43 protein-coding genes are annotated in these 24368 nt (G+C 36.0%); 2 read left to right on the forward strand and 41 right to left on the reverse strand.

Going from position 1 to position 24368, the window contains the following annotated elements; translation table 11 throughout:
- Positions 1 to 106 precede the first annotated feature (106 nt).
- The 5 genes from ACTJFD_RS10780 to ACTJFD_RS10800 form a co-directional block, all read right to left on the reverse strand.
- The gene (locus ACTJFD_RS10780) at positions 107 to 616 is read right to left on the reverse strand and encodes a hypothetical protein (RefSeq protein WP_442261539.1); all 510 of its coding nucleotides are present in this window, start codon (positions 614 to 616) and stop codon (positions 107 to 109) included.
- 244 nt (positions 617 to 860) lie between these two features.
- On the reverse strand, positions 861 to 1184 hold the full coding sequence (locus ACTJFD_RS10785; RefSeq protein WP_442261540.1) for a hypothetical protein: 324 nt from the start codon (positions 1182 to 1184) through the stop codon (positions 861 to 863).
- Entirely contained in the window at positions 1181 to 2194 is a 1014-nt protein-coding gene (locus tag ACTJFD_RS10790) for a replication initiator protein A (RefSeq protein WP_442261541.1), read from the reverse strand. Before ACTJFD_RS10790 ends, ACTJFD_RS10785 begins: the two co-directional genes overlap by 4 nt.
- Before the next feature lie 120 nt (positions 2195 to 2314).
- On the reverse strand, positions 2315 to 2611 hold the full coding sequence (locus ACTJFD_RS10795; RefSeq protein ID WP_442261542.1) for a hypothetical protein: 297 nt from the start codon (positions 2609 to 2611) through the stop codon (positions 2315 to 2317).
- A gap of 47 nt (positions 2612 to 2658) precedes the next feature.
- Positions 2659 to 2853 (reverse strand): helix-turn-helix domain-containing protein, encoded by a 195-nt coding sequence (locus ACTJFD_RS10800; protein WP_413491416.1) that lies wholly within the window; start codon positions 2851 to 2853, stop codon positions 2659 to 2661.
- Positions 2854 to 3016: 163 nt separating this feature from the next.
- On the opposite strand from ACTJFD_RS10800, the gene ACTJFD_RS10805 reads away from it, so the two are divergent.
- Both ACTJFD_RS10805 and ACTJFD_RS10810 read left to right on the forward strand, forming a co-directional pair.
- Entirely contained in the window at positions 3017 to 3811 is a 795-nt protein-coding gene (locus tag ACTJFD_RS10805) for a helix-turn-helix domain-containing protein (protein ID WP_442261543.1), read from the forward strand.
- Positions 3812 to 3859: 48 nt separating this feature from the next.
- Positions 3860 to 5026 carry a tyrosine-type recombinase/integrase gene (locus ACTJFD_RS10810; protein WP_442261544.1) on the forward strand — a complete coding sequence of 389 codons (1167 nt, stop codon included), beginning with the start codon at positions 3860 to 3862 and terminating at the stop codon, positions 5024 to 5026.
- Between the two features lie 101 nt (positions 5027 to 5127).
- On the opposite strand, the gene rpsI is transcribed toward ACTJFD_RS10810, so the two are convergent.
- The 36 genes from rpsI to ACTJFD_RS10990 form a co-directional block, all read right to left on the reverse strand.
- Positions 5128 to 5520: a 30S ribosomal protein S9 gene (rpsI, locus tag ACTJFD_RS10815; RefSeq protein WP_442261545.1), complete on the reverse strand. Its 393-nt coding sequence runs from the start codon at positions 5518 to 5520 to the stop codon at positions 5128 to 5130.
- Positions 5521 to 5533: 13 nt separating this feature from the next.
- The gene (gene rplM / locus ACTJFD_RS10820; protein ID WP_442261546.1) at positions 5534 to 5977 is read right to left on the reverse strand and encodes a 50S ribosomal protein L13; all 444 of its coding nucleotides are present in this window, start codon (positions 5975 to 5977) and stop codon (positions 5534 to 5536) included.
- 150 nt (positions 5978 to 6127) lie between these two features.
- Positions 6128 to 6880, reverse strand: a complete 753-nt coding sequence (truA, locus tag ACTJFD_RS10825) for a tRNA pseudouridine(38-40) synthase TruA (protein WP_442261547.1) — start codon at positions 6878 to 6880, stop codon at positions 6128 to 6130.
- An 81-nt stretch (positions 6881 to 6961) separates the two neighbouring features.
- Positions 6962 to 7756 (reverse strand): energy-coupling factor transporter transmembrane component T family protein, encoded by a 795-nt coding sequence (locus tag ACTJFD_RS10830; RefSeq protein WP_442261548.1) that lies wholly within the window; start codon positions 7754 to 7756, stop codon positions 6962 to 6964.
- Complete coding sequence (locus tag ACTJFD_RS10835; RefSeq protein ID WP_442261549.1) at positions 7753 to 8625, reverse strand: energy-coupling factor ABC transporter ATP-binding protein; 873 nt, start codon at positions 8623 to 8625, stop codon at positions 7753 to 7755. Before ACTJFD_RS10835 ends, ACTJFD_RS10830 begins: the two co-directional genes overlap by 4 nt.
- Positions 8601 to 9443 carry an energy-coupling factor ABC transporter ATP-binding protein gene (locus ACTJFD_RS10840; protein WP_442261550.1) on the reverse strand — a complete coding sequence of 281 codons (843 nt, stop codon included), beginning with the start codon at positions 9441 to 9443 and terminating at the stop codon, positions 8601 to 8603. The genes ACTJFD_RS10835 and ACTJFD_RS10840 overlap by 25 nt, the downstream gene beginning before the upstream one ends.
- Positions 9444 to 9731: 288 nt before the next feature.
- The gene (gene rplQ / locus ACTJFD_RS10845) at positions 9732 to 10118 is read right to left on the reverse strand and encodes a 50S ribosomal protein L17 (protein ID WP_442261551.1); all 387 of its coding nucleotides are present in this window, start codon (positions 10116 to 10118) and stop codon (positions 9732 to 9734) included.
- A 32-nt stretch (positions 10119 to 10150) separates the two neighbouring features.
- Positions 10151 to 11089 (reverse strand): DNA-directed RNA polymerase subunit alpha, encoded by a 939-nt coding sequence (locus ACTJFD_RS10850; RefSeq protein WP_442261552.1) that lies wholly within the window; start codon positions 11087 to 11089, stop codon positions 10151 to 10153.
- A 79-nt stretch (positions 11090 to 11168) separates the two neighbouring features.
- Positions 11169 to 11558: a 30S ribosomal protein S11 gene (gene rpsK / locus ACTJFD_RS10855; RefSeq protein ID WP_442261553.1), complete on the reverse strand. Its 390-nt coding sequence runs from the start codon at positions 11556 to 11558 to the stop codon at positions 11169 to 11171.
- 28 nt (positions 11559 to 11586) lie between these two features.
- Positions 11587 to 11952: a 30S ribosomal protein S13 gene (gene rpsM, locus ACTJFD_RS10860; protein WP_442261554.1), complete on the reverse strand. Its 366-nt coding sequence runs from the start codon at positions 11950 to 11952 to the stop codon at positions 11587 to 11589.
- An 18-nt stretch (positions 11953 to 11970) separates the two neighbouring features.
- Entirely contained in the window at positions 11971 to 12084 is a 114-nt protein-coding gene (rpmJ, locus tag ACTJFD_RS10865; protein WP_071457744.1) for a 50S ribosomal protein L36, read from the reverse strand.
- 31 nt (positions 12085 to 12115) lie between these two features.
- Positions 12116 to 12334, reverse strand: a complete 219-nt coding sequence (infA, locus tag ACTJFD_RS10870) for a translation initiation factor IF-1 (protein ID WP_077275915.1) — start codon at positions 12332 to 12334, stop codon at positions 12116 to 12118.
- A 200-nt stretch (positions 12335 to 12534) separates the two neighbouring features.
- Positions 12535 to 13191: an adenylate kinase gene (locus ACTJFD_RS10875; protein WP_442261555.1), complete on the reverse strand. Its 657-nt coding sequence runs from the start codon at positions 13189 to 13191 to the stop codon at positions 12535 to 12537.
- A gap of 56 nt (positions 13192 to 13247) precedes the next feature.
- Positions 13248 to 14546 (reverse strand): preprotein translocase subunit SecY, encoded by a 1299-nt coding sequence (secY, locus tag ACTJFD_RS10880; RefSeq protein ID WP_442261556.1) that lies wholly within the window; start codon positions 14544 to 14546, stop codon positions 13248 to 13250.
- A complete protein-coding gene (gene rplO, locus ACTJFD_RS10885; RefSeq protein WP_442261557.1) occupies positions 14546 to 14986 on the reverse strand; it encodes a 50S ribosomal protein L15 in 441 nt (146 codons plus the stop codon). The genes secY and rplO overlap by 1 nt, the downstream gene beginning before the upstream one ends.
- A 39-nt stretch (positions 14987 to 15025) precedes the next feature.
- Positions 15026 to 15205 carry a 50S ribosomal protein L30 gene (gene rpmD / locus ACTJFD_RS10890; RefSeq protein ID WP_442261558.1) on the reverse strand — a complete coding sequence of 60 codons (180 nt, stop codon included), beginning with the start codon at positions 15203 to 15205 and terminating at the stop codon, positions 15026 to 15028.
- Positions 15206 to 15216: 11 nt separating this feature from the next.
- Positions 15217 to 15717 carry a 30S ribosomal protein S5 gene (rpsE, locus tag ACTJFD_RS10895; RefSeq protein ID WP_442261559.1) on the reverse strand — a complete coding sequence of 167 codons (501 nt, stop codon included), beginning with the start codon at positions 15715 to 15717 and terminating at the stop codon, positions 15217 to 15219.
- Positions 15718 to 15737: 20 nt separating this feature from the next.
- Complete coding sequence (rplR, locus tag ACTJFD_RS10900; protein ID WP_442261560.1) at positions 15738 to 16094, reverse strand: 50S ribosomal protein L18; 357 nt, start codon at positions 16092 to 16094, stop codon at positions 15738 to 15740.
- Positions 16095 to 16117: 23 nt separating this feature from the next.
- Positions 16118 to 16654, reverse strand: a complete 537-nt coding sequence (gene rplF, locus ACTJFD_RS10905; RefSeq protein WP_442261561.1) for a 50S ribosomal protein L6 — start codon at positions 16652 to 16654, stop codon at positions 16118 to 16120.
- 29 nt (positions 16655 to 16683) lie between these two features.
- Positions 16684 to 17082 carry a 30S ribosomal protein S8 gene (gene rpsH / locus ACTJFD_RS10910; protein ID WP_442261562.1) on the reverse strand — a complete coding sequence of 133 codons (399 nt, stop codon included), beginning with the start codon at positions 17080 to 17082 and terminating at the stop codon, positions 16684 to 16686.
- A gap of 34 nt (positions 17083 to 17116) precedes the next feature.
- Positions 17117 to 17302 carry a type Z 30S ribosomal protein S14 gene (locus ACTJFD_RS10915; protein WP_010754753.1) on the reverse strand — a complete coding sequence of 62 codons (186 nt, stop codon included), beginning with the start codon at positions 17300 to 17302 and terminating at the stop codon, positions 17117 to 17119.
- Positions 17303 to 17320: 18 nt separating this feature from the next.
- Complete coding sequence (rplE, locus tag ACTJFD_RS10920; RefSeq protein WP_442261563.1) at positions 17321 to 17860, reverse strand: 50S ribosomal protein L5; 540 nt, start codon at positions 17858 to 17860, stop codon at positions 17321 to 17323.
- A 27-nt stretch (positions 17861 to 17887) separates the two neighbouring features.
- Entirely contained in the window at positions 17888 to 18199 is a 312-nt protein-coding gene (gene rplX / locus ACTJFD_RS10925) for a 50S ribosomal protein L24 (protein ID WP_442261564.1), read from the reverse strand.
- A gap of 34 nt (positions 18200 to 18233) precedes the next feature.
- Positions 18234 to 18602, reverse strand: coding sequence for a 50S ribosomal protein L14 (gene rplN, locus ACTJFD_RS10930; protein WP_442261565.1), 369 nt, complete (start codon positions 18600 to 18602; stop codon positions 18234 to 18236).
- Between the two features lie 51 nt (positions 18603 to 18653).
- Positions 18654 to 18920: a 30S ribosomal protein S17 gene (gene rpsQ / locus ACTJFD_RS10935; RefSeq protein WP_442261566.1), complete on the reverse strand. Its 267-nt coding sequence runs from the start codon at positions 18918 to 18920 to the stop codon at positions 18654 to 18656.
- Positions 18921 to 18943: 23 nt separating this feature from the next.
- Complete coding sequence (gene rpmC / locus ACTJFD_RS10940) at positions 18944 to 19138, reverse strand: 50S ribosomal protein L29 (protein WP_442261567.1); 195 nt, start codon at positions 19136 to 19138, stop codon at positions 18944 to 18946.
- Positions 19128 to 19562 (reverse strand): 50S ribosomal protein L16, encoded by a 435-nt coding sequence (rplP, locus tag ACTJFD_RS10945; protein WP_442261568.1) that lies wholly within the window; start codon positions 19560 to 19562, stop codon positions 19128 to 19130. The genes rpmC and rplP overlap by 11 nt, the downstream gene beginning before the upstream one ends.
- Positions 19563 to 19564: 2 nt before the next feature.
- Complete coding sequence (rpsC, locus tag ACTJFD_RS10950) at positions 19565 to 20221, reverse strand: 30S ribosomal protein S3 (protein WP_442261569.1); 657 nt, start codon at positions 20219 to 20221, stop codon at positions 19565 to 19567.
- Positions 20222 to 20235: 14 nt separating this feature from the next.
- Entirely contained in the window at positions 20236 to 20583 is a 348-nt protein-coding gene (gene rplV, locus ACTJFD_RS10955) for a 50S ribosomal protein L22 (protein WP_442261570.1), read from the reverse strand.
- 19 nt (positions 20584 to 20602) lie between these two features.
- The gene (rpsS, locus tag ACTJFD_RS10960; protein ID WP_442261571.1) at positions 20603 to 20881 is read right to left on the reverse strand and encodes a 30S ribosomal protein S19; all 279 of its coding nucleotides are present in this window, start codon (positions 20879 to 20881) and stop codon (positions 20603 to 20605) included.
- A 48-nt stretch (positions 20882 to 20929) separates the two neighbouring features.
- Positions 20930 to 21763, reverse strand: coding sequence for a 50S ribosomal protein L2 (gene rplB, locus ACTJFD_RS10965; protein ID WP_442261572.1), 834 nt, complete (start codon positions 21761 to 21763; stop codon positions 20930 to 20932).
- A gap of 33 nt (positions 21764 to 21796) precedes the next feature.
- Positions 21797 to 22084: a 50S ribosomal protein L23 gene (gene rplW / locus ACTJFD_RS10970; RefSeq protein ID WP_442261573.1), complete on the reverse strand. Its 288-nt coding sequence runs from the start codon at positions 22082 to 22084 to the stop codon at positions 21797 to 21799.
- Positions 22084 to 22707, reverse strand: a complete 624-nt coding sequence (gene rplD, locus ACTJFD_RS10975; protein WP_442261574.1) for a 50S ribosomal protein L4 — start codon at positions 22705 to 22707, stop codon at positions 22084 to 22086. The genes rplW and rplD overlap by 1 nt, the downstream gene beginning before the upstream one ends.
- Positions 22708 to 22731: 24 nt before the next feature.
- Entirely contained in the window at positions 22732 to 23364 is a 633-nt protein-coding gene (rplC, locus tag ACTJFD_RS10980) for a 50S ribosomal protein L3 (protein WP_442261575.1), read from the reverse strand.
- Between the two features lie 25 nt (positions 23365 to 23389).
- A complete protein-coding gene (rpsJ, locus tag ACTJFD_RS10985; RefSeq protein WP_442261576.1) occupies positions 23390 to 23698 on the reverse strand; it encodes a 30S ribosomal protein S10 in 309 nt (102 codons plus the stop codon).
- Positions 23699 to 23903: 205 nt separating this feature from the next.
- A complete protein-coding gene (locus tag ACTJFD_RS10990) occupies positions 23904 to 24302 on the reverse strand; it encodes a hypothetical protein (RefSeq protein WP_442261577.1) in 399 nt (132 codons plus the stop codon).
- Positions 24303 to 24368: the final 66 nt, after the last annotated feature.

A 24368-nucleotide genomic window follows, 5' to 3' on the forward strand; every position in this document is an offset into this window, starting at 1 on the left:
TTATTAAGTATAGACACCTTATCTTTTTTGTTCAACTAAGTGTAACCTATTCATACACTCATACTATTAATTGGATATCGCATTTACTAATACACTCCTTAAAGATTTATTTTATATTTAAACCTTGATCTCTTAATAGGCTTTTGTAGTCATAATCATAGATTGATTTTGGCGGAGCAACAACTTTCTTTTTCTCATAAAATGTTCCAAACTTCTGTTTAGATTGTTTTTCAAAAATTTCATTTGTTTCTTTTATCGTTCTCTCTTCAGCGTACATTTCAGCAAATTTAATTCCACTTAATTTATTATAAGATTCTTCAAAAATTTCATAACTATCTACTCTTTCGTTAATATTTAAACTACAAGTAGATAGTCCTGCAATATGATGCATAGCAATAATATAGTTTAGTTTATACATGATATCTGTTAATTCTAATCTCATATTATTTTTTTCTTCTTTTCGTTCTTCCTCTAAACTATCTGATAATGCTTTTAGCATATAATTAGTAGCTGATATCCCTTTAGTTTTGGCTTTTTGTTTCACCCTTTTCATCAAAATATTAAATTCCTCATCTGAATAATCAGTGCTAACAAAAGCTACCGTTCTTCTTCTCATAACTAAAATCCTTTCAATAGCTTATACATTGTTCTATTTAGTTCTATGTCTTCTTGTACTTTCTTTCTCAAAATATAGATTTGTTTTTCAACATCATATGTGAAGTCCGCTATCTCATCTTCTGCTACGTACAGGTCTAATGCCTTTTCTACTAATTCTGATAAACTTATTCTTTCATTTTTTGCTACAGCTAGTAATTTCTCAGACGTGTTTTTTTTTAAGTTTTATGCTCACGTAGTCTTCTTTACTCACTTAACAGACCACGCTCCTTCAATTCGATTGCTAAAAGTACAGTATTTTGTTCTAATAGATCATCTATTGTTTCCTGAAGCCTATCTATTTTTTTTGCCATTTTTTGATAGCTTTTTTCAATTTCTAGTTTTGACTTTAGATTAAATGCACTGGACTTCATTTCAATATCTCTGTTTATTATTTCTTCGATGATGTCTTTTCGATTATAAAAACTATGCTTCCTGCCAGAATTCTTAATTCTCACTAATTCATCTACATAATCTAGTAACCTATCATCAAACGAACGTAGTCTGAGCTCATTATATTTATTCTTCATTCTTCTAATTCTCCATAGACAGCTTTAAAAAGTGCTTCTCTTGCATTTTTATCTCCACTCATAATTAATCCCTTATAATATTCCATAAGCTCTGTATCAAGTTCTAAAATCTCTTGTCGTTGCTGTTCAATTAAATATGTTACTCCATAACGTTTTTCCATTAATAAAACGGCTTCCCAAAAATTCTGCATAGTTTTAAACCAATAGCCTTCTAGTTTTTCAATTGGTTTATCCTTGGTCTGATACTCTTTCATTTTAAATAAGAATTTTTTCACTTGATTCTCTATCTCCTCAGACCATATATCACCGTAAATACAATATTCTACACCAGTATCACTTCTATTTTCTTTATTTTGGTAATTCTCGACCTTTTTCTTAGACTGAAATATAATATCTAAAAATTTTTTAGTTATCATTGTGTCACCAAAGTTTAAAAGTAGCTGTATCGTTTTTTCTGTTAAAAATTGTCTATCGAAAAAAGATAAAAATGACTCTTGAAATGAACTCTCTAATCCATTCGGTGTATCTTTAATTGTATCTTTAATTATTTTCTCAGTATCACTATACTCAGTATCATTAGGCTCCATTCCGTGGTTATCAACAGTTTCATTCTGTGGAATTCCATGGAATGGAATTAAAGCATTTTCAAGGGTTTCGGGCACTTCTTTTACTTTTAAAAGATAAATTCTATTTGGCTCTTTTAATCCCTGTCTTACTTCCTCAATCAAATTATATCTCTTCAGCTCTTTCTTGATTTTAATTAAATACGTATTACTACGTTTAAAAAGCTCTCTCATTGTCTCAAGAGAGAAATAAATATATACATTTCCATCTTTATCAACCCATTTATTTTTCAAACTCAGTTCAAAGCGATCTCTAAAAATAGCATAGTATAGTTTTGCTTCGTTACTCATATCTTCATAAACTGGATTTAAAAATAAAGCTTTGGGAATCCTGTAAAATCTTTCTCCATCCCAAAAATCTTCAAGTTTATAACGATTAGAAGGCATATTTAACACCCCCAACATATGATATAATAGAGTCAAAATATACTTTTATTAGTATATTCTTCAGAAGATTTAGCTTACGTCCGCCAAGATGGTTTGCTAAATCTTTTTTTCGTGTTTTTATCATGCTCTTACCTCTTGTTCTAGAATCCAATTCACTACCGATTCTTTTGAATATAACTCCATTCCACTACTTCCAGTATTTAAAATAATAGTTGGTAACCCCTGCTTCTTTAACTTTAAAAACGTTCCCCAAGAAATTCCTAAAAACGCACATAATTGTTTTCCTTTTAAAAATGGCTGTTGCTCATTTTGACTTATAATCTTCCCTTCTACTAAACTAAATATTTGTTCAGCATAAACCTGTAACAATAAGTTTTTATCATCATTAATAGAGATTGTAAATTCATTATTTTTCATTTTAATTATCCTTTCTAATTCATAAATCAGCCAACTCGCCAAGTCTACTAATCTAATCTTTTTACTAACCACAACATTATTTTTTCGTAAGTTTTACTGTTTACTTTAGTACCCCCTCTCTCTATCTTTCTAAGAGTCACTGCTGTTAATCCGATTTCTTTACTTAATTCCTCTCTAGTTAAAAATAGAATTGCTCTTTGCTTACGTAAAGTTTCAGAAACAGTTTGAGATACTTCTATCATAAGTATTCTCCTTTCTTTTAAGTACTAAAATCATAGTACTTTAAAAAGATAATACCATATTTGTTTTACTTTTAAAATAAAAAATAATAATTTTTGTTATTTTTTTTGTTTTATTGTCGATTTTCGTATATTATATTAGTAAATAACTAGAAAGGAGAATAACATGTCGGTTTTAAATTCAGAAGATATAGGTAAACGTATACGTGACATAAGACTTGGATTATCGGATTCAAAAAAAGTTTCCCTTGAGGCATTTGGACAACTAATTACTCCTCCAGCGAGTAAAGGACTTGTTCAAACTTGGGAAAAAGGAAATAGTCTACCTCAAAAAGAAAGACTAGAGCAAATTGCCAAAATTGGAAATGTGACCACTAACTACCTCCTTTACGGAAAAGAAATTAGTGGTTATGGCGAACGAATTCGAAATATTAGAGAAAAACAATTTTATACTAGTCCTGAAATATTCGGACGGTTGTTTGATCCTATTGTTTCTCCTGAAAGAGTTGAAGCTTGGGAGAATGAGAATGTTCTTCCTACTTGGCAAGAAATGATGCGCATTTCTTCTTTAACAAATTTAAGCTATAAAGCAATTTTATTCGGAATTAAAGAACCTTTAATGGAGCATCATACTAGAATGCTTAACCTTGATATTGAATTTGAAAAAACTCAAGAAGCATTAAGAAATGCTAATCTTGATACATCCGGATGTTTTAATTCTGATTTGATTTTTTTAGAAACCAATAGATTACGTTTAGCACAATTAAGCGATCCTGATAATGTTAGTGACTATACGGACTACTTAGGTGCTACAACTTTTGTATTTGGTATAGGCGATGAGCCTTTAACAAGTAATTTATTTGAAACTATTGAAGATGAAATTGATGATTCCATCGATAAAATCAATAGAATTTTAGAAAAAAGAAAAGCTATGTTATTAGATAAATACAAAGAAAACTAATTCCTCAATCAGCCAACTCGCCAAGTTATTAGATTGGAGAGATTAGTTATGTCGATTAATAAATACAAAACAAAAAGCGGACTGCGTTATGCAGTCCGCTTATACATTCGTAAAGATGAACAAGGAAAACAAGAATACTATGTAAAAAAAGGGTTTAAAACCGAAAAAGAAGCCAAGTTACATGAAGCAAGAAAAAAACTTGAGATTGCTGATGGAACTTATCAAAAGTTATCCGATGATGTTTTTAAAACTGTTTACTTAGATTGGTTACCAACCTATAAAAATCGTGTTCAAGAAACAACTTACCAACGTACAGAAGATATTTTCAAATTACACATTCTACCCATATTTGGAGAAAAAAATATATCTAAAATAACTCCTGTACAATGTCAAAATGCTATAAATAAGTGGGCAGAAACCTATACAAACATCAAACAATTAAAATCATATACGTCTCAAATTTTTGAACACGCTATTTTTTCTGAACTATTACAACGAAATCCTATGCTAAATGTAAAATTACCAAAAAGAGAAAAGAAAGAATCAGATAACTTCTTTTCACTTGATGAACTTAAATTCTTTATGGAGATACTTCATAAAGAAGAACCTTTAAAACATATATTAATTTTCCAACTCCTAATAACAACTGGTGTTAGAAAAGGAGAGTTGTCTGCACTACATTGGTCAGATATAGATTTTGATGAACACTTACTCTACATTGATAAAAGCTATGCAACTATCCGAAATAAAGATAGTTCTTCTAAAAGAAAAACTATCAGAGTTCAAAAAGATACTAAAAATATCACATCAAAGCGAATTCTTCCTGTTGATTCTCAAACAATTGAAATGCTAAAGAAATGGAAGAAGGAACAAGCCTTAGAGCTTCTGCAATTCGGAATAAACACTAAAAGAAAAGATCAATTAATTTTCACTTATATAAATGCTGATGGAAAGATAAATCAACCTCTACATGCTGATTACTCAAATAACATCATGCGTAAATTAGAAAAGAAATATCAATTTAAACACGTAACTATTCACGGTTTACGTCATACACATGCTACTTTGCTTTTAGAAGGTGGAGCTAGTATAAAAGAAACACAAGATAGACTAGGTCATAAAAATGCCGAAACAACGCTAAACACATATTCTCATGTAACTGAAAAAGCACAACGAAATGCCGTTGACAAATTCATTTCATATACTGGATTATAGCTACAAAATAAGTCCGTCATTACCTTTTTCATTACCTCAACAAAAAAAGACACCTTCCAAATAAATGGAAAATGTCTTGAAATGTTGATATATAGAATATATTAACGTTTTGAGAATTGAGAAGCTTTACGAGCTTTTTTAAGACCTGGTTTTTTACGTTCAACCATACGAGCGTCACGTGTTAATAAGCCAGCACGTTTAAGAACTGGACGGAAATCTGGGTCAACTTGTAGTAACGCACGAGCGATACCATGACGAGTTGCGCCAGCTTGTCCTGCATATCCACCACCGTCAACGTTAACTAATACATCATAAGATCCTTTAGTTTCAGTTGCTACTAGTGGTTGCATGATTACTTCACGTAAATCAGCATGTGGAATGTATTCTTCAATTTCTTTTTTGTTCATGATTACTTTACCTGTACCTGGTACTAAGCGTACACGTGCTACAGATTTTTTACGACGGCCTGTGCCGATATATTGTACTTTAGCCAATGAAATTCCCTCCTTAAATTAGGTTTGTAATATCTAATACTTCTGGTTGTTGCGCTTGTTGTTCATGTTCGCTTCCACCGTATACGAATAATTTAGAACCTTGTTTACGTCCTAAAGTATTTTTTGGTAACATACCTTTGATAGAAGTCTCGATCAATCGACGAGAATTTTTCTCACGTAATTCACCAGCAGATACAGATTTCAAACCACCTGGGTGTTGGCTATGACGGTAATACAGTTTGTCACTTGCTTTATGTCCTGTTAATTTGATTTTGTCAGCATTAATTACAATTACATAGTCACCAGTATCTACATGAGGTGTAAATATTGGTTTATTTTTTCCACGTAGGATAGATGCTACGACAGTAGATAGACGTCCTAAAGGAACATCAGTTGCATCTACTACATACCATTTACGGTCTACTTCGCCAGCTTTGGCCATATATGTTGTACGCATGGGTTTTTTTCCTCCAATTTTCTTCTGTTGTTTGGCAATACACAATAAGATTCCGGGGCTCATCGTGGGGCAAACAATACCATTTACCATATTAAAGGTAATTCACTCATCTGTCAATCTTTTTTAACTGTTTTTTTCAATTCTTTTTTATTACAAACTCGTGTCATACTTGACTTCCATTAAGAAAAGCCCCTCTGGGTGAGCTGTGGGTCCAATCATTTTTTTATCTTGGTCCTCAAGGGCGCGTTGTATGGCATCTTCTGGTAAGCCACCATTCCCTATTTTTAAAAGCGTCCCAACCAATAAACGGACCATTTTATATAAGAAACCATTCCCACGAAAAGTAAATAAAAGATCCGTCTCACTGGTTTGAATAATTTCGACTGCATAAATTGTTCGTGTCTTGTCTTCCACTGAACTCCCCGCTGCACAAAAGACACTAAAGTCATGTGTTCCAAGGATGTCTTTGGCTGCCTGACGCATTTTAATTAAATCTAAGGTAAATCTGTAGTGAGCTGCATAGTGTCGCTTAAACGGGCTCCTAGATTGACCTATGTCCAAATGATAGTGATAAACCTTTTCTTTAGCTAAATAACGCGCATGAAACGTTTCTTCAACTAACTCAACCGCTAAAAAACTAATATCATTAGGCGTTTGAGTATCCAATGCAAAACGTAATTTTTCAGGCTCACGCGATTGCGGGAAATCAAAATGAATGACTTGACCTCGAGCATGAACACCTGCATCTGTTCGACCAGACGGATGGATTGTCACCGCTTGGCCTCGATTCAGTTGTTTTAATGTTTTTTCAATTTCTGCTTGGACTGTATTCGCATTCTTTTGAATTTGAAAACCGGCATAATTTGTTCCATCGTATTGAATAATTGCTTTATATCTTGGCATTTCTTCTTACTCCTTACTTTTATAAATAAAAAGATAAGTTAAAACAAACATTTCTTGTCTTAACTCATCTTCAGAATTGTTCTATTGACGCACAAACAGCAAAGCGCCTGTTAGTAACGCTAGACAGAGGATAGTCATCGTATCTTGCCACTGCCAATGTAAGAGTCGATATTTAGTTCGACCTTCACCTCCGCGGTAACCACGAGCTTCCATTGCCAAAGCTAAATCCTCCGCTCGATCAAAACTACTCACAAATAATGGAATTAATAACGGAACCACTGCTTTCATCTTCTGCATTAAATTACCTTCATTGAAATCAACACCACGAGCACGTTGCGCATTCATAATTTTTTCTGTTTCATCCATTAAAGTGGGAACAAATCGTAACGCAATTGAAATCATCATCGACGTTTCATGTGCGGGAAACTTAAGTTTTTTTAGGGGACGTAACAAATACTCAATCGCATCCGCTAGTGACAACGGTGGCGTTGTTAACGTCAGTAACGTCGACATAAATATAATTAAGACAATCCTTAAAAAGATGTAGGCTCCATTTTGCAAACCAAACTCACTGATCGTTAAAAAGCCAAATTTAAAATAGACCGTTCCGCCATTAGTAAATAGGACTTGCAGCGATACTGTAAATAAAATCAACCAGATTAACGGGCGAACACCTTTTAAAAAGAAAGATAAACTAATTTTTGAAAGCAAGATGGACATGAAAGTAAACAAAAACATCAAGCCAAATGATGAAAAATTATTACAAAAAAAGATAATCACAATAAAATAAAAACTAGCGAAAAGCTTCGCACGAGGATCCAAATGATGAATCAACGAATCTCCAGGAATATAACGGCCTAATAGTAATTTGTTCATTCACGTATCTTCCCTTCTGGAGAGAATTTCTGAGCCAATTCATCTGCTAATTCATCAGCAGTTAGAGGTAACCGCTCAAACGTCATCCCTTTCTCTATTAAACGAAAGGCAAATTCGGTCGCTGTTGGAACGCCTAGTTGTTTTTCTTTAAGCCAAGCTAAATCATTAAAAATGTCACGAGGATGGCCTTTTTTCTGAATTTTACCTTTTTCTAAAACAATCATAAAGTCGGCATACTCAGCAACATCATCCATTAAGTGAGTCACAAGAATAATACTTAAGCCTTTTTCTCGATGTAAACGATAGAACATTTCCATCATATCTTTTCGCCCTTTAGGATCAAGTCCTGCCGTAGGTTCATCAAGAATGATGACTTCAGGCTCCATTGCTAAAACACCTGCAATTGCGACGCGACGCATTTGACCACCCGATAAATCAAATGGTGATTTATCTAAAAAGCTGGCGTCCAAACCAACTAATTCAATCATTTCTTTAGCTAAGAGATCTCCATCAGCTTCAGTAGCTCCAAAGTTTTTAGGTCCAAAAGCAATATCTTTAGCGACTGTTTCTTCAAACAGTTGTGACTCGGGAAACTGAAATACGATTCCCACTTTTTTACGAATGGGTTTTAAATTTTTATTTGTCGTTGTTGAGGTAATCACACGGTCACCCAAAACGACTTGCCCGCTCGTTGGTTTCAATAGTGCATTTAAATGCTGTAGCAACGTCGATTTTCCACTCCCTGTATGCCCAACAATCGCAACATAACTATGATCCGGTATTTCTAAGTCGATATCAAATAAAACACGTTGTTCAAAGGGGGTATTAGGCTGATAAGTAAAGTTTACTTTTTCAAATCGGATGTCCATAAAAAATCCACCAACCCTTCTTCAGTTAAGTACTCATTTGGAACGGGAATCCCTTTTTTCTTTAAAGCCACTTTTAATTTTTCAGGAAAAGGCATATCTAATCCTTGTTGAATCAAAGCCTCACCAGCAGAAAAAATTTCCTCAGGCGTTCCTTCTTTTACCAAGCGGCCTTGTTCCATTACTAAAACACGACTTGCAAAAGCTGCTTCATCAATATCATGAGTGATTGAAATGACAGTTAAGTTCGATTCTTCTTTAATCTTTTGAATGGTGTCAATCACTTCAAGACGTCCTTCAGGGTCAAGCATAGAGGTCGATTCATCTAAAATAATAACATCCGGTCGTAAAGCGACAACCCCAGCAATCGCGACCCGTTGTTTTTGACCACCCGAAAGTCGGGAAGGCTCTTTCGTCCGAAAGTCTAACATTCGGACTCTTTCAAGAGCATCTTCCACTCGAAACACCATTTCTTCACGGGGAACCCCATGATTTTCTAAACCAAAGGCAACATCATCTTCTACAGTTGACCCTACAAATTGATTATCTGGGTTTTGAAAAACCATCCCAATCAATTGACGCATACTCCAGATATTCGTCTCAGTTAAAAGTTCTCCTTTGACAAATATTTTCCCCTCAGATGGTTGGATTAAACCATTAATTGTTTTTGCTAAAGTCGACTTACCCGAGCCATTATGACCGATTAAAGCAACCCATTCACCGGGATAAATAGACAAAGAAACGTCTTTCAATGCTTCTTCTTCATCATCTGAATGATACTTAAATGTTATCTCTTGCAATTGAATCAACGGTTTACTCATTCTTCGTCTCCCTTTTCTAATTAAAATTAAAAAGCTTCTTTCTACTTTTAATTTTCTGTTAAAAGCACAAACAAACTATCCATTTCTTCTTAAATTTCATAGAAAATATCATGTAAATTAATTGACACGCTTCCATTTTTGGATATAAAAAAAGCACTTTATATGATGAGCGCGTACCCCCCACCGATAAAAGTAGGGGGTAAGCACCGAGCTAGACTCGGAGAAACAAGTCCTCCAACATCATAACACTCTAAAAGAATCATCTATAAAGTGATGCATAACAAAATGTTAAACTAATTCAATGATAACCATAGGGGCAGCATCTCCACGGCGTTGTCCTTTTTTAAGGATGCGTGTGTATCCACCTTGACGGTCAGCATAACGAGGTGCTAAGTCATTAAATAGTTTTTGTAAAGCAGTTTCTTGTACTATGTTTTCTTCAGTTTCATCTAGACGAGCTTCTAAGTATTCGTTACGTACGAATGCTGCAGCTTGACGACGAGCATGAAGATCTCCGCGTTTACCTAAAGTAATCATTTTTTCAGTTGTTGAACGTATTTCTTTAGCACGAGCTTCAGTAGTCTCAATGCGTTCATTTATAATTAAATCAGTTGTTAAATCACGAAGTAAAGCTTTTCTTTGGCTACTTGTGCGACCTAATTTACGATAACTCACGTCGTATTTCCTCCTTTAAACGATATTAATGATTAATCGTCCTGACGTAACCCAATATTTAAATCAGCTAGCTTAGCTTTCACTTCTTCTAGTGATTTACGGCCTAAGTTACGAACTTTAATCATTTCTGCTTCAGATTTATTTGTTAACTCTTGTAACGTGTTGATACCAGCACGCTTCAAGCAGTTATAAGAACGTACAGATAAATCTAATTCTTCGATAGTTGTTTCCAACATCTTTTCTTTTTGTGTTTCTTCTTTTTCGATCATAATTTCAGCATTTTTAGCTTCGTCAGTTAAATTAACAAAAATATCTAAGTGCTCTGTCAAGATTTTTGCAGCTAAACTAATAGCTTCTTGAGGAGCGATAGATCCGTCAGTCCAAACATCTAAAGTTAATTTGTCAAAATCATCACGACGACCCACACGTGTGTTTTCTACTTGATAATTCACACGACTCACTGGAGTGTAGATAGAATCTACCGGTAGCACACCAATTGGCATATCTTCCGATTTATTTTCATCTGCTTGAACATACCCACGGCCAGGTTTAACCATCAAGCTAGCACGGAAGGTCGCTCCATCAGCAACACTACAAATAAATAAGTCTTTATTCATGATTTCAACATCACTATCAGTAATGATATCGCCTGCAGTAACTTCTGCTGGACCAGTGATATCAATTTCTAACGTTTTTTCTTCTTGAGCGAAAAGTTTTAATGCTAATCCCTTAATATTTAAGATGATTTGCGTCACATCTTCACGCACGCCTGGAACTGTCGAAAATTCGTGTAAAACACCTTCAATTTGTAGATTAGTGATTGCAGCACCTGGAAGAGATGACAATAAGATACGGCGTAAAGAATTTCCTAATGTTGTACCATAACCTCGTTCTAAAGGTTCGATAACAAACTTACCATAGTCTCTATCTTCATCAATTTTTGTGATTCTTGGTTTTTCAAATTCAATCATTCTTATCTATACCCCTTTCAAAACGAAAAGTGTCCTGTTCAATGTCGCTAAACGTCCTAACAAAGGAATGATTCTCTCATTAAACACGACGGCGTTTTGGAGGGCGGCATCCATTGTGAGGAACTGGAGTAACGTCACGAATCGCTGTCACTTCTAATCCTGTTGCTTGTAATGAACGAATTGCTGCTTCACGACCAGATCCTGGTCCCTTAACAGTTACGTCAACAGTTTTTAAACCATGTTCCATTGCAACTTTAGCTGCAGTTTCTGCTGCCATTTGAGCCGCGAATGGTGTTGATTTTTTACTACCTCTAAAACCTAATGCACCTGCTGATGACCAAGAAATTGCATTTCCATGTACATCTGTTAGCATCACAATTGTATTATTGAAAGTAGAGTGGATATGTGCCACACCTGCTTCAATATTTTTTTTCACTCGACGTTTTCTAGTAACTTTTTTTGCTACCATGAAGCTTTAAACCTCCTTCACTCTAATCTTATTTTTTCTTACCAGCGATAGAACGTGCTGGTCCTTTTCTAGTACGTGCATTATTTTTCGTGTTTTGTCCACGAGTTGGTAATCCACGACGATGACGCATGCCTCTATATGAACCAATTTCCATCAATCGTTTGATGTTTAAGTTCACTTCACGACGTAAGTCACCTTCAATTTTTAATTTATCAACTGCTGCACGAATAGCATCAGTTTGATCGTTAGTTAAATCGCGTACGCGAATCTCTTCAGAAACGCCTGCTTCTTTTAAGACATCTTGTGCTGTTTGTTTTCCAATACCGAAAATATAAGTAAGAGAAATAACTACACGTTTGTCACGAGGGATATCTACACCTGCAATACGAGCCATTATTCGTTACACCTCCTTTTATCCTTGACGTTGTTTATGTTTTGGGTTTTCACAGATAACCATAACTCGACCTTTACGACGAATTATTTTACATTTTTCACAAATGGGTTTTACTGATGGTCTTACTTTCATGATTATACCTCCTTGATTTTACGGAGTACAATTATTTAAAACGGTAAGTGATACGACCGCGAGTTAAGTCATACGGTGACAACTCAACTGTTACCTTATCTCCAGGTAAAATGCGAATGTAGTGCATTCTAATTTTTCCTGAAACATGAGCTAAAATAACGTGTCCATTCTCTAATTCCACTTTAAACATTGCATTCGGCAAAGTTTCGACGACTGTACCTTCAATTTCAATCATTTCTTCTTTCGCCACAACTAGTACCTCCTTAATAACATTGTTTTTATTTGACATGCTGACAAACTGAACAATAGCGTTCACACTTCATTTTCAACTTGACTATTATAACATACATCGTCCTAAACCGAAAGAAAACTTACGGGGCTTTACCACTTCTTAATGTACTTAGTCAAGAAAAAGGTGACTCACTGAATGTTAGATAACTAATCTGTGGCTTAGTTTGCTTCATTATCAAGAATTGTTTTAATATCCTTGAAAACAAGTTCAATATCACGATTTCCATCAACGGTTTGAACCAATTGTTGTTTTTCGTAATAAGCTAAGATTGGGTTTGTGTTTTTGATATTAATCGCTAAACGATTTTTAACCGTTTCTGGTTTATCATCTTCTCTTTGATAAAACTCATGGCCTCCACAACGATCACAAGTACCTTCCACTTTTGGTGGATTGTACAATTTATGATACGTTGCACCACATGATTTACAAATAAAGCGACCTGCCAAACGTTCGACAAGAATATCAGACTCCACATGAATGTTTAGGACAACATCTATTTTTTTGCCTAATTCCTCTATAATTTTATCTAATTCTTCTGCTTGAGCTAATGTACGAGGGAACCCGTCTAATAAAAATCCTTTTTCCGTATCTGCTTGTGCTAAGCGATCTTTTACAATCCCGTTAGTCACATCATCCGGAACTAACTCACCTTTTTCAATAAAAGCTTTTGCTTTCAATCCAAGAGCTGTTTCATTCTTCATAGCATCGCGGAACATATCTCCAGTAGAAATATGTGGAATTCCATAAGTATCGATAATTCTTTCAGCTTGTGTTCCTTTTCCAGCTCCTGGCAACCCCATGATAATGAGATTCATAAGTCTTCCTCCTTAAGTTCGAGAAAAGTGCTGAGGAAATCCCTCAACACACACTCTTACTCTCTGATAAAACCAGTGTACTGACGTTTTAACAGTAATCCTTCAAGTTGTTTATTCGTTTCCAATGCAACACTGATAACGATTAATAAACTTGTACCACCTAGCCCTATTGATTGTGGTAAGTTCCACAAGTTTTGAGCAAGAATAGGTAGAATTGCAACTAGACCTAAGAATAATGCACCAACTGTACTTAATTTCATTAATAATTTAGAAATAAATTCTTCAGTTGGTTTACCAGGTCGTACACTTGGAATATAGCTACCTTGCTTTTGTAAATTCTCAGCAACTTTTTCAGGGTTAACCTGAACAAAAGCATAGAAGAATGTAAAAGCAATAATCAGAATCGTATAGACTATTCCACCTGGAATAGTTTGGTAACTAAAAATCTTAGTTACTATTTCGTACCAAGGCTTACCACCTTGTGAGGTAGCAAAGGCACTAAATATTGCTTGAGGTGTTGCAATTAGTGAACTCGCAAAGATAACTGGAATTACTCCAGCAGCATTTACTTTTAATGGTAAATAACTACTTTGTGGTGCGCCAGCAACACGTTTAGTATATTGAATTGGGATTTTTCTTTCTGCTTGTTGTACATACGTTACTAATGCAACGACGACTAAGATCGCAATCACTAAAATAGCAAGTAAGACAACAGACTTCAATGTATGTCCTGCTTCAACGTTTACAAATAATGCTTCATAGACTTCTTTGACACTTCCAGGGAAGCGAGCAACAATACCCGCAAAGATAATCATTGAAACACCATTTCCAAGCCCACGCTCGGAAATCTGCTCACCCATCCAGGTAACAAGCATCGTTCCAGCCGTGAGGATTAACCCTATCGTAAAATAGGTATATGCACTCGGTGATTCAACCAAACCAGATTTGGTAAAAGCATTAAAACCTGCTGTAATACCTATCGATTGGGCAAAGCCGAGTACTAATGTTAAATAACGAGTGGCTTGGTTCAACTTACGTCGACCAACCTCACCTTGTTTTGACCATTCTACAAATTTTGGCACAATGTCCATCTGTAGTAACTGGATAATAATCGACGCCGTAATATATGGTGACACTCCCATTGCAAACAATGAGAAGTTTTCCATCGCATTACCACTAACGGTATTAAACATAGCCATTAAAGCTAAATCATTTAAACCAAGAAGTGCTTTTGCATTAACGCCTGGTACTGTAATATGGGCCCCAACTCTAAACGCGAAGAGAATGAAAAGTGTAAAGAATATTTTATTACGAATATCCTTTACCTTAAACGAATCCTTCAACAGTTTAAACATTAGATCACCTCTATTGTACCACCAGCTGCTTCAATGGCAGATTGAGCGGATTTAGAGAATTTAGCTGCTTTTACAGTAAGCTTTTTAGATAATTCCCCGTTACCTAAAACCTTAATACCTGATTTCACATCTTTTATAATTCCAGATTCAACTAAAACAGTTGGTGTTACTTCTGCTCCGTCTTCGAAACGATTTAATACGTCAAGATTTACAATAGCATAATCTTTACGGTTGATATTAGTAAATCCACGTTTTGGTAAACGACGGAATAAAGGTGTTTGACCCCCTTCAAATCCTAATCGTACTTTACCACCTGAACGTGATTTTTGTCCTTTTTGACCACGACCTGAAGTTTTACCATTTCCAGATGATGATCCACGACCTACACGATTACGTACTTGTCTTGATCCTTCTGCCGGCTGTAATTCATGAAGTTTCATTAACTCGGCACCTCCTTAAAGTAGTTTGTTGAAATTTAATTAAATTTCTTCTACGTCCACTAAATGTGAAACAGTGTTAACCATACCTTTGATTGCTACATTGTTTGGTTTAACAACGCTTGAATTAGTTTTTTTCAAACCTAAAGCTTTTACTGTATCACGTTGGTTTTGGGGACGTCCAATGACACTACGTCTTAACGTAATTTTTAATTCACTCATTTTTAGTCCTCCTATCCGATTAATTCTTCAACAGAAACGCCTCTTAATGCGGCAACTTCTTCTGCTCTCTTCAATCTGCTTAAACCTTCAATAGTTGCGCGAACAACGTTTACAGGTGTATTTGATCCTAATGATTTACTTGTAATATCAGAAATTCCTGATAACTCAAGTACGGCACGGACTGGTCCACCAGCTGCAACTCCAGAACCCGCAAGAGCAGGTTTCATTAAAATACGTCCACCACAGAATGAACCCATCACTTCGTGAGGAATTGTTGAACCGACCATTGGTACTTCAATTACGTTTTTCTTAGCATCTTCTACTGCTTTACGAATAGCTTCTGGTACTTCTTGAGCTTTACCAGTACCAAATCCAACATGACCATTTCTGTCTCCAACAACTACTAAAGCAGCAAAGCGTAGACGACGTCCACCTTTTACAACTTTTGATACGCGGTTGATAGCTACTACGCGGTCTTCTAAGTCGAATTGTCTAGCATCTAAATTAACCATGAATGGTGTTCCTCCTTCTTTTAAAATTCTAGTCCATTTTCACGAGCTGCTTCTGCTAAAGCTGCAACACGGCCATGGTAAAGGTATCCACCACGGTCAAAGACTACTTCTTTAATACCTTTTTCTGATGCTCTTTTAGCTACAGCTGCACCAACGGCTTTAGCTGCTTCTGTTTTATCTTCTGCTGTAATTTCTTTATCTACAGTAGAGGCACTTGCTAGCGTTACACCCGCTACGTCATCAATTAATTGAGCGTAGATGTTTTTGTTAGAACGAAAAACGTTCAAGCGTGGGCACTCAGCAGTACCAGAGATTTTGTTACGTACGCGACGATGTCTCTTCTGGCGCGTTTTATTTTTATCTGGTTTTGTAATCACAATTGTCACCTCTTAATTATTTATTATTTACCTGTTTTACCTTCTTTACGTCTTACATATTCACCAACATAGCGAATACCTTTACCTTTATAAGGCTCAGGAGGACGTACTCCACGTACATTTGCTGCTAATTCTCCAACAACTTCTTTGTTAGAGCCTTTAACGATTACAGATGTATTAGAAGGAACTTCAATTGTTACTCCTTCTGGAGCTTCGAATTCAACTGGATGTGAGTATCCAACGTTCAATACAAGTTTTTTACCTTGTAATTGTGCACGGTACCCAACCCCGATTAATTCTAGAGCTTTTTCAAAACCTTCGTTAACTCCAACAACCATGTTGTTTAAGTTAGCACGCATTGTTCCATGCAAAGTTTTGTTTTCTTTACTATCATTAGGACGAGATAATGTTACCACGCCTTCTTCGATATTTAATGTAATGTTAGGTGAAAACTCACGAGTTAATTCACCTTTAGGTCCTTTAACTGTTACGGTTAATCCGTTTTGTGCTACTGTCACACCATTAGGGATTACCACTGGTTTATTACCAATACGACTCACTCTAGGACACCTCCTTAATCAATTAATTTTTACCAAACGTATGCTAATACTTCTCCACCAATATTACGTTCTCTAGCTTCTTTGTCAGTTAAGACACCTTCTGAAGTTGAGATAACAGCTATACCTAAACCATTAAGTACTTTTGGTACTTCATCAGCTTTGACATATGCACGTAAACCTGGTTTAGAGATACGTTTTAAGTTAGTAATAACGCGCTCGTCGTTTTTACCATATTTTAGGAATACACGAATAATTCCTTGTTTATCATCTTCAATGCTTTCTACTTCACGTACAAAACCTTCACGTTGTAAGATTTTAGCGATTTCTAGTTTGATTTTAGATGCAGGTACTTCTAATGAATCATGCTTCACGATATTCGCGTTACGGATACGAGTTAGAAAATCTGCAATTGGATCTGTCATAACCATTGAAATATTTACCTCCTTTAGCGGTTTACTTTTTTTACCAGCTTGCTTTCTTCACGCCGGGAATTTGTCCTTTATAGGCAAGTTCACGGAAGCAAATACGACAAAGTTTAAATTTACGATAAACTGAATGTGGACGACCACAACGTTCACAACGAGTATACTCTTGACTTGAGAACTTTGCCGGACGTTTATTTTTAGCAATCATTGATTTTTTAGCCACGTAGTTCGCCTCCTTTAATTATTTTTGGAATGGCATTCCAAGTTGATCTAATAGTTCACGAGATTCTTCGTCTGTATTAGCTGTAGTAACGATAACAATGTCCATACCTCGAACTTTATCAACCAAATCATAATCTACTTCTGGGAAAATTAATTGTTCTTTAACACCTAAAGTATAATTTCCACGTCCGTCGAATGATTTTTTACTAATACCATGGAAGTCACGTACACGAGGTAAAGAAACTGTTACTAATTTATCTAAAAATTCGTACATTCTTTCTCCACGTAATGTCACTTTACATCCGATTGGCATACCTTCACGCAAACGGAAACCAGCGATAGACTTCTTAGCTTTAGTGATAATTGGTTTTTGACCAGTAATTAAAGCAAGTTCTTCAACTGCTTTATCCAAGTTCTTAGTATTTGAAACTGCATCACCCACACCCATATTGACAACAATCTTATCAACTTTTGGTGTTTGCATTACAGATGTATAATTAAATTTTTCCATCATTGATGGTGTAACTTCTTTAAGATACTTTTCTTTTAGGCGGTTCATCTAAAAAGGGCCTCCTTCCTAATTTCTTTATTTATCTAAAACTTCTCCAGTTTTTTTAGAAACGCGTAGTTTCTTACCGTCAACATCTTTGTATCCAACGCGTGTTGGCTCTCCATTAGATGGATCAATCACCATTACATTAGAAACGTGAATAGATGCTTCTGTTTCGATAATTCCTCCCTGAGGAGCTGTCGCGCTAGGCTTTTGGTGTTTTTTAATCATGTTAACACCCTCAACAATAACACGGTCTTGTTTTGGAAAAGCCTGAAGTACGATGCCTTCTTTGCTTTTATCTTTACCTGTGATAACTTTTACTTTATCGCCTGTTTTAACGAACATCTTGTTTCGCACCTCCTTTAAACATGAGTATGTATTATAACACTTCTGGTGCTAGTGAGATTATCTTCATGAAGTTGTTGTCGCGTAGTTCGCGAGCAACAGGTCCAAAGATACGAGTTCCACGTGGGCTCTTATCATCACGAATAATCACACATGCATTTTCATCAAATTTAATATATGAACCGTCAGAACGACGAGCGCCTGATTTAGTACGTACAATAACAGCTTTTACAACTTCACCTTTTTTGACAACACCACCTGGTGTTGCATGTTTAACCGTACAAGTAACGATATCACCAATATTGGCAGTCTTTCTTCCAGAACCACCAAGTACTTTGATAGTTAAAACTTCACGAGCACCTGAGTTATCGGCAACTTTCATACGAGATTCTTGTTGGATCATTTGAGGTATCCTCCTTTCAAACTTTCAGCTTCATTTATAGGAAAATTCGAATTAAATAATTACTGCTTCTTCTACTACTTCAACTAAACGGAAGCGTTTTGTCGCAGATAATGGACGAGTTTCCATGATTTTTACGATGTCTCCCGTTTTAGCAACGTTGTTTTCATCATGAGCTTTATATTTTTTAGAGTATTTTACTCTTTTACCGTAAATTTTATGGGTTTTTTTAGTTTCTACGACAACTGTGATTGTTTTATCCATTTTGTCTGAAACTACACGTCCAGTGTAAACTTTACGTTCATTTCTCTCTTGAGTCATCTGTATATGGCCTCCTTCCACTATTACTTAGCAGTTTCTTGTTCACGCAAAACTGTTTTGATGCGTGCAATCGATTTGCGAACTTCTGAAACTCGAGCTGTGTTTTCTAATTGACCTGTTGCTAATTGAAAACGTAAGTTGAACAACTCTTCTCTATACTCTTTTTCTTTAGCGATCATTTCAGCAGTGGTTAACTCTCTGATATCTTTAACCTTCATTCGATTCACCACCCATTTCTTCACGTTTTACAATTTTTGTTTTGATTGGTAGTTTGTGAGAAGCTAATCTTAACGCTTCACGAGCTACTGATTCTGGAACACCAGCGATTTCGAATAAGATCTTACCGCGTTTAACTGGAGATACCCAGCCTTCTGGAGCTCCTTTACCAGAACCCATACGCACACCAATAGCTTTTGACGTATATGATTTATGAGGGAAAATCTTAATCCATACTTTCCCACCACGTTTCATGTAACGAGTCATGGCAATACGAGAAGCTTCAATTTGACGGTTAGTAATCCAATGAGATTCAACAGCTTGTAAGCCATATTCACCAAAAGATACTTCTTTTCCACCTTTTGCTTCACCGCGCATTTTACCTCTAAATTCACGACGGTGTTTTACACGTTTAGGTACTAACATGATTATTTCCCTCCTTTCTCAGTGTTTTTCTTTTCTGGAAGAATTTCTCCACGACAAATCCACACTTTAACTCCTAGTTTTCCGTATGTTGTATCTGCTTCTTCCCATGCATAGTCAATGTCTGCTCTTAAAGTATGTAAAGGAACAGTTCCTTCAGAATAACCTTCAGAACGAGCCATATCGGCACCGTTTAAACGACCTGAAACTAAAGTTTTAATTCCTTGAGCTCCAGCTCTCATTGTACGTTGGATTGCTTGTTTTTGAGCACGACGGAAAGCAACACGGTTTTCTAATTGACGTGCAATTCCTTCACCAACTAATTTTGCATCTAAATCTGGTTTTTTGATTTCTACAATGTTGATGTGTACTCTCTTACCAGTAATTTTGTTTAATTCTTTTCTTAATGCTTCAACTTCAGAACCACCCTTACCAATAACCATACCTGGTTTAGCAGTGTGGATTGAAATGTTTACGCGATTTGCTGCACGTTCGATTTCAATAGTAGAAACAGAAGCATCAGCTAGTCTAGTTGCGATAAACTTACGAATTTTTAAATCTTCGTGTAAGTAATCAGCATATTCTTTTTCAGCGTACCACTTTGCGTTCCAGTCACGGATGACGCCGACACGCATACCAATTGGATTTACTTTTTGACCCACTGATTAATCCCTCCTTATTTTTCTGATACAACTACTGTAATATGACTTGTACGTTTGTTGATTGGTGAAGCAGATCCTTTGGCACGAGGGCGAAAGCGTTTCATTGTTGGTCCTTCGTTAACAAATACTTCTGATACTACCAAATCTTCAACATCTAAGTCAAAGTTATTTTCTGCGTTTGCAATTGCTGACATAAGCACTTTTTCAACAATACCTGCTGCTTTGTTAGGTGAAAATTTCAAAATTGAAATAGCTTCTCCTACTTGTTTTCCTCTGATTAGGTCAACAACAAGTCTTGTCTTACGAGGTGAAGTGCGAACTGTTTTAGCAGTTGCCTTAGCTGAAGTAATTCTTTCTGACATGTTCGTTTCCTCCCCTCAATTAGCGTTTAGTTTTTTTGTCATCAGTTGCATGTCCGCGGTAAGTTCTAGTTGGTGCGAATTCACCCAATTTATGTCCTACCATATCTTCTTGAATATAAACAGGAACATGCTTTCTTCCGTCATATACTGCGATTGTGTATCCTACAAAGTTAGGAAAAATTGTAGAACGTCGTGACCATGTTTTAATAACGGTTTTTTTAGTTTGTTCTTTTTGTGCTTCCACTTTATTCATTAAGTGAGAGTCTACAAAAGGTCCTTTTTTTAAGCTGCGACCCATGGTGATCCTCCTCTCGATATTTCACCTTGGTTAATACTAACCAAGTGATTATTTAGATTTACGACGACGTACAATAAATTTATCTGATTTAGCTTTTTTGCTACGAGTTTTGTATCCAAGTGTTGGTTTGCCCCATGGACTCATTGGAGATGGATGTCCGATTGGTGCTTTACCTTCACCACCACCGTGTGGGTGATCGTTAGGGTTCATTACGCTACCACGTACAGTTGGGCGTTTACCTAACCAGCGATTACGTCCCGCTTTACCAATATTAACTAATTCATGTTGTTCATTACCTACAGTACCAATAGTAGCACGGCAAGAACCTAAGATCATACGAACTTCGCCTGAGTTCAAACGAACCAATACGTATTTTCCTTCTTTACCTAAAACTTGAGCGCTAGTTCCAGCAGAACGGTTTAATTGTCCACCTTTACCAGGTTTTAACTCAATATTGTGGATAACAGTACCTACTGGGATTTTATTTAATGGTAACGCGTTACCAATTTTAATATCAGCATCTTCACCTGAAGTGATTTGAGTTCCGACTGTTAGTCCTTTTGGAGCTAAGATATAAGCTTTAACACCATCAGTATAGTGTAGTAAAGCGATATTTGCTGTTCTGTTTGGATCATATTCGATCGTTTTAACAATAGCAACAACGTTGTCTTTATTACGTTTAAAGTCAATTAAACGATATTGGCGTTTGTGTCCACCCGCTTGGTGACGGACAGTGATTTTACCTTGGTTATTACGGCCAGCATTTTTGCTCAATGGACGTAACAATGTTTTCTCTGGAGTTGCTGTAGTAATTTCAGCAAAGTCCAAACTAGTCATGTTACGACGACCATTTGTGGTAGGTTTATACTTTTTAATCGCCACGTGATTTCCCTCCTACTTTAATCGATGACTTAATTATTCTGCATCAAAAATTTGAATTTCTTTTGAACCTTCTGTTAAGGTAACAATCGCTTTACGACGTTTTTTCGTGTAACCAGCGTATTTACCCATTCTTTTAAACTTAGGTTTAACGTTCATGATATTTACTTTTTCAACTTTTACGCCGAAAATAGCTTCGACAGCTTGCTTAACTAATGTTTTGTTAGCTCTCGTATCTACTTCAAACGTATATTTTTTATCGTCCATAGCTTCAACTGACATTTCAGTGATGACTGGGCGTTTGATGACATTGGTTAATTCCATTATGCAAGCACCTCCTCTACCTGAGTCAGAGCAGTTTTAGTGACTAACATTTTATCCGCTGCAACTACATCAAGAACGCTTACGTTATCTGATTCAATAATAGAAACGTTTGGTAAGTTACGTCCAGATAATGCTGCAAAGTCATTTCCACTTTCTAAAACAACTAATACCTTAGTATCGATTGAAAGGTTAGCTAAAACTTGTTTAAATTCTTTTGTTTTTGGTGCGTCAAATGCTAAGCCTTCAACAACAACCAATTTATTTTCAGCAACTTTTTCTGATAAAACAGATTTGATTGCTAAGCGACGAACTTTTTTAGGAAGTTTGTAGCTGTATGAACGTGGTGTTGGTCCGAAAACAATACCACCTCCACGCCATTGTGGTGAGCGGATTGATCCTTGACGTGCACGGCCAGTCCCTTTTTGACGCCATGGTTTACGTCCACCGCCACGAACAGCACTACGGTTTTTCACTGCATGTGTTCCTTGTCTTAAAGAAGCACGTTGCATGATGATTGCGTCGTATACAACACTTTCATTTGGTTCAATGCCAAAAATTCCTTCATTTAAAGTAATTTCGCCATTTTGAGTTCCATCTTGTTTAAATAATGCTACAGATGTCATTCTTTAGTTCCTCCTCTCCCACAGTTATTTAGCAGCCTTAACTGCTGTTTTAATTTCGATTAATGATTTTTTAGCTCCAGGAACATTTCCTTTAACTAAAATAACATTTTTATCTGTATCTACTTTAACGATCTCTAAGTTTTGAATCGTTACACGATCTCCACCCATACGACCCGCTAATTTTTTACCTTTTAATACGTGATTAGGATCCACAGGGCCCATTGATCCAGGACGACGGTGGTAACGAGAACCGTGAGTCATTGGTCCGCGAGATTGGCCATGACGTTTGATAACGCCTTGGAAACCTTTACCCTTAGTTGTACCTGTGACATCAACAATGTCTCCAGCTTGGAATACATCCACCTTGATTTCTTGTCCTACTTCGTATTCTCCTAGCTCAACATTTTTGATTTCTTTAATGAAGCGCTTAGGAGCTGTTTTTGCTTTTGCAACATGACCTTTAGCAGGTTTGTTTGATAAAACTTCACGTTTGTCTTGGTATCCAACCTGAACAGCTTCGTAGCCGTCAGTTGCAACTGTTTTTACTTGTAAAACAACGTTTGGCGTTGCTTCAATTACAGTTACTGGAATTAATTCACCATTCTCAGTGAAGATTTGAGTCATTCCCACTTTTTTCCCTAAGATTCCTTTAGTCATGAGTACACCTCCATGATCTTATTTTTTATAATTTAATTTCAATATTTACACCACTTGGTAAGTCAAGCTTCATTAAAGCATCAACTGTTTTTGGTGTTGGGCTCACGATGTCGATAAGACGTTTGTGAGTTCGCATTTCAAATTGTTCACGTGAATCTTTGTATTTATGAGTCGCGCGAATAACTGTATATACTGAACGGTCTGTCGGTAATGGGATTGGACCCGATACCTCAGCACCTGTTCTTATTGCTGTTTCCACAATTTTTTCAGCTGACTGATCTAATACACGATGTTCATATGCTTTTAAACGGATACGAATTTTTTGTTTTGCCATTTGTTTTCCCTCCTTCGCCTATTTTAAAAGTAGACATAGCTCCACGAAAATCTCCAACACGCCTCCGTGGCAATGCTCCCGGGTGTGTCGCAACCTCTCGCTTCAGCGCCTTCACATTTTCATGTGAGATACTGATTTACTCTTTTATTCAGCACCCCTAGAATTATACTAAAGAAAAGTTCGTATAGCAAGTCTTTTCTTCAATTTATTTATAATTTATTCCCATGTTTGTCAATGCTGTCTCAATCTTCTCAATTTCTAACACATAACGAGTCTTCTCTGTGCCATTTGGCAACTCATCCACCATTGTTTTTAAAGATTGATAGTCTTCTAACGTAAAATCTGCTTTTATCGTATTGTCACTAATAATCTTCGTCAGCGCAGAGTCGACTGCTGCTTTTTGTTCTGGTTTTAATTTCCCGCTTTCGTCTTGAGGTGTTTTCACCACTTCAGAAGCGATTGTTGTTTCTGTTGTCATTAGCGTAGATACTTCTTTTGCTAAGACTTCTTGTTTTCTATTATAGTAGCTATTCCCCGCTACAACTGCTGTAATTGAAAAAACTAAAGAGAATACAAAGATAATCGTACTTACTTTCCCCTTCATAAGTTGATCCCCCATTAATCATAATCATTGTTAAAAAATAATAATCCTAAACTTTTTTGTAAAAAA

Origin of the sequence: Vagococcus sp., assembly GCF_052102835.1 — a bacterium.
Taxonomy (GTDB): domain Bacteria; phylum Bacillota; class Bacilli; order Lactobacillales; family Vagococcaceae; genus Vagococcus.

Coding starts and splice junctions, on each gene's coding strand:
- rpsE (WP_442261559.1), bottom strand. CDS start 15,717: ATGGTTAATTTAGATGCTAGACAATTCGACTTAGAAGACCGCGTAGTA.
- rplE (WP_442261563.1), bottom strand. CDS start 17,860: ATGAACCGCCTAAAAGAAAAGTATCTTAAAGAAGTTACACCATCAATG.
- rplP (WP_442261568.1), bottom strand. CDS start 19,562: ATGTTAGTACCTAAACGTGTAAAACACCGTCGTGAATTTAGAGGTAAA.
- rpsK (WP_442261553.1), bottom strand. CDS start 11,558: ATGGTAGCAAAAAAAGTTACTAGAAAACGTCGAGTGAAAAAAAATATT.
- rpsH (WP_442261562.1), bottom strand. CDS start 17,082: ATGGTTATGACAGATCCAATTGCAGATTTTCTAACTCGTATCCGTAAC.
- ACTJFD_RS10790 (WP_442261541.1), bottom strand. CDS start 2,194: ATGCCTTCTAATCGTTATAAACTTGAAGATTTTTGGGATGGAGAAAGA.
- ACTJFD_RS10780 (WP_442261539.1), bottom strand. CDS start 616: ATGAGAAGAAGAACGGTAGCTTTTGTTAGCACTGATTATTCAGATGAG.
- ACTJFD_RS10795 (WP_442261542.1), bottom strand. CDS start 2,611: ATGAAAAATAATGAATTTACAATCTCTATTAATGATGATAAAAACTTA.
- ACTJFD_RS10810 (WP_442261544.1), top strand. CDS start 3,860: ATGTCGATTAATAAATACAAAACAAAAAGCGGACTGCGTTATGCAGTC.
- ACTJFD_RS10990 (WP_442261577.1), bottom strand. CDS start 24,302: ATGAAGGGGAAAGTAAGTACGATTATCTTTGTATTCTCTTTAGTTTTT.
- rpsQ (WP_442261566.1), bottom strand. CDS start 18,920: ATGACTCAAGAGAGAAATGAACGTAAAGTTTACACTGGACGTGTAGTT.
- rpmJ (WP_071457744.1), bottom strand. CDS start 12,084: ATGAAAGTAAGACCATCAGTAAAACCCATTTGTGAAAAATGTAAAATA.
- rpsJ (WP_442261576.1), bottom strand. CDS start 23,698: ATGGCAAAACAAAAAATTCGTATCCGTTTAAAAGCATATGAACATCGT.
- ACTJFD_RS10830 (WP_442261548.1), bottom strand. CDS start 7,756: ATGAACAAATTACTATTAGGCCGTTATATTCCTGGAGATTCGTTGATT.
- ACTJFD_RS10785 (WP_442261540.1), bottom strand. CDS start 1,184: ATGAAGAATAAATATAATGAGCTCAGACTACGTTCGTTTGATGATAGG.
- ACTJFD_RS10805 (WP_442261543.1), top strand. CDS start 3,017: ATGTCGGTTTTAAATTCAGAAGATATAGGTAAACGTATACGTGACATA.
- rplW (WP_442261573.1), bottom strand. CDS start 22,084: ATGGAATTAACCAATGTCATCAAACGCCCAGTCATCACTGAAATGTCA.
- rplC (WP_442261575.1), bottom strand. CDS start 23,364: ATGACTAAAGGAATCTTAGGGAAAAAAGTGGGAATGACTCAAATCTTC.
- rpsS (WP_442261571.1), bottom strand. CDS start 20,881: ATGGGTCGCAGCTTAAAAAAAGGACCTTTTGTAGACTCTCACTTAATG.
- truA (WP_442261547.1), bottom strand. CDS start 6,880: ATGCCAAGATATAAAGCAATTATTCAATACGATGGAACAAATTATGCC.
- ACTJFD_RS10875 (WP_442261555.1), bottom strand. CDS start 13,191: ATGAATCTCATTATCATGGGGTTGCCAGGAGCTGGAAAAGGAACACAA.
- rplM (WP_442261546.1), bottom strand. CDS start 5,977: ATGCGTACAACATATATGGCCAAAGCTGGCGAAGTAGACCGTAAATGG.
- rplX (WP_442261564.1), bottom strand. CDS start 18,199: ATGTTCGTTAAAACAGGCGATAAAGTAAAAGTTATCACAGGTAAAGAT.
- rpmD (WP_442261558.1), bottom strand. CDS start 15,205: ATGAGTGAATTAAAAATTACGTTAAGACGTAGTGTCATTGGACGTCCC.
- rplD (WP_442261574.1), bottom strand. CDS start 22,707: ATGACATCTGTAGCATTATTTAAACAAGATGGAACTCAAAATGGCGAA.
- secY (WP_442261556.1), bottom strand. CDS start 14,546: ATGTTTAAACTGTTGAAGGATTCGTTTAAGGTAAAGGATATTCGTAAT.
- rplN (WP_442261565.1), bottom strand. CDS start 18,602: ATGATCCAACAAGAATCTCGTATGAAAGTTGCCGATAACTCAGGTGCT.
- ACTJFD_RS10835 (WP_442261549.1), bottom strand. CDS start 8,625: ATGGACATCCGATTTGAAAAAGTAAACTTTACTTATCAGCCTAATACC.
- rplO (WP_442261557.1), bottom strand. CDS start 14,986: ATGAAACTTCATGAATTACAGCCGGCAGAAGGATCAAGACAAGTACGT.
- ACTJFD_RS10850 (WP_442261552.1), bottom strand. CDS start 11,089: ATGATTGAATTTGAAAAACCAAGAATCACAAAAATTGATGAAGATAGA.
- rpmC (WP_442261567.1), bottom strand. CDS start 19,138: ATGAAGGTTAAAGATATCAGAGAGTTAACCACTGCTGAAATGATCGCT.
- rpsM (WP_442261554.1), bottom strand. CDS start 11,952: ATGGCTCGTATTGCAGGTGTAGATATCCCTCGTGACAAACGTGTAGTT.
- rplV (WP_442261570.1), bottom strand. CDS start 20,583: ATGTCAGAAAGAATTACTTCAGCTAAGGCAACTGCTAAAACAGTTCGC.
- ACTJFD_RS10840 (WP_442261550.1), bottom strand. CDS start 9,443: ATGAGTAAACCGTTGATTCAATTGCAAGAGATAACATTTAAGTATCAT.
- ACTJFD_RS10800 (WP_413491416.1), bottom strand. CDS start 2,853: ATGATAGAAGTATCTCAAACTGTTTCTGAAACTTTACGTAAGCAAAGA.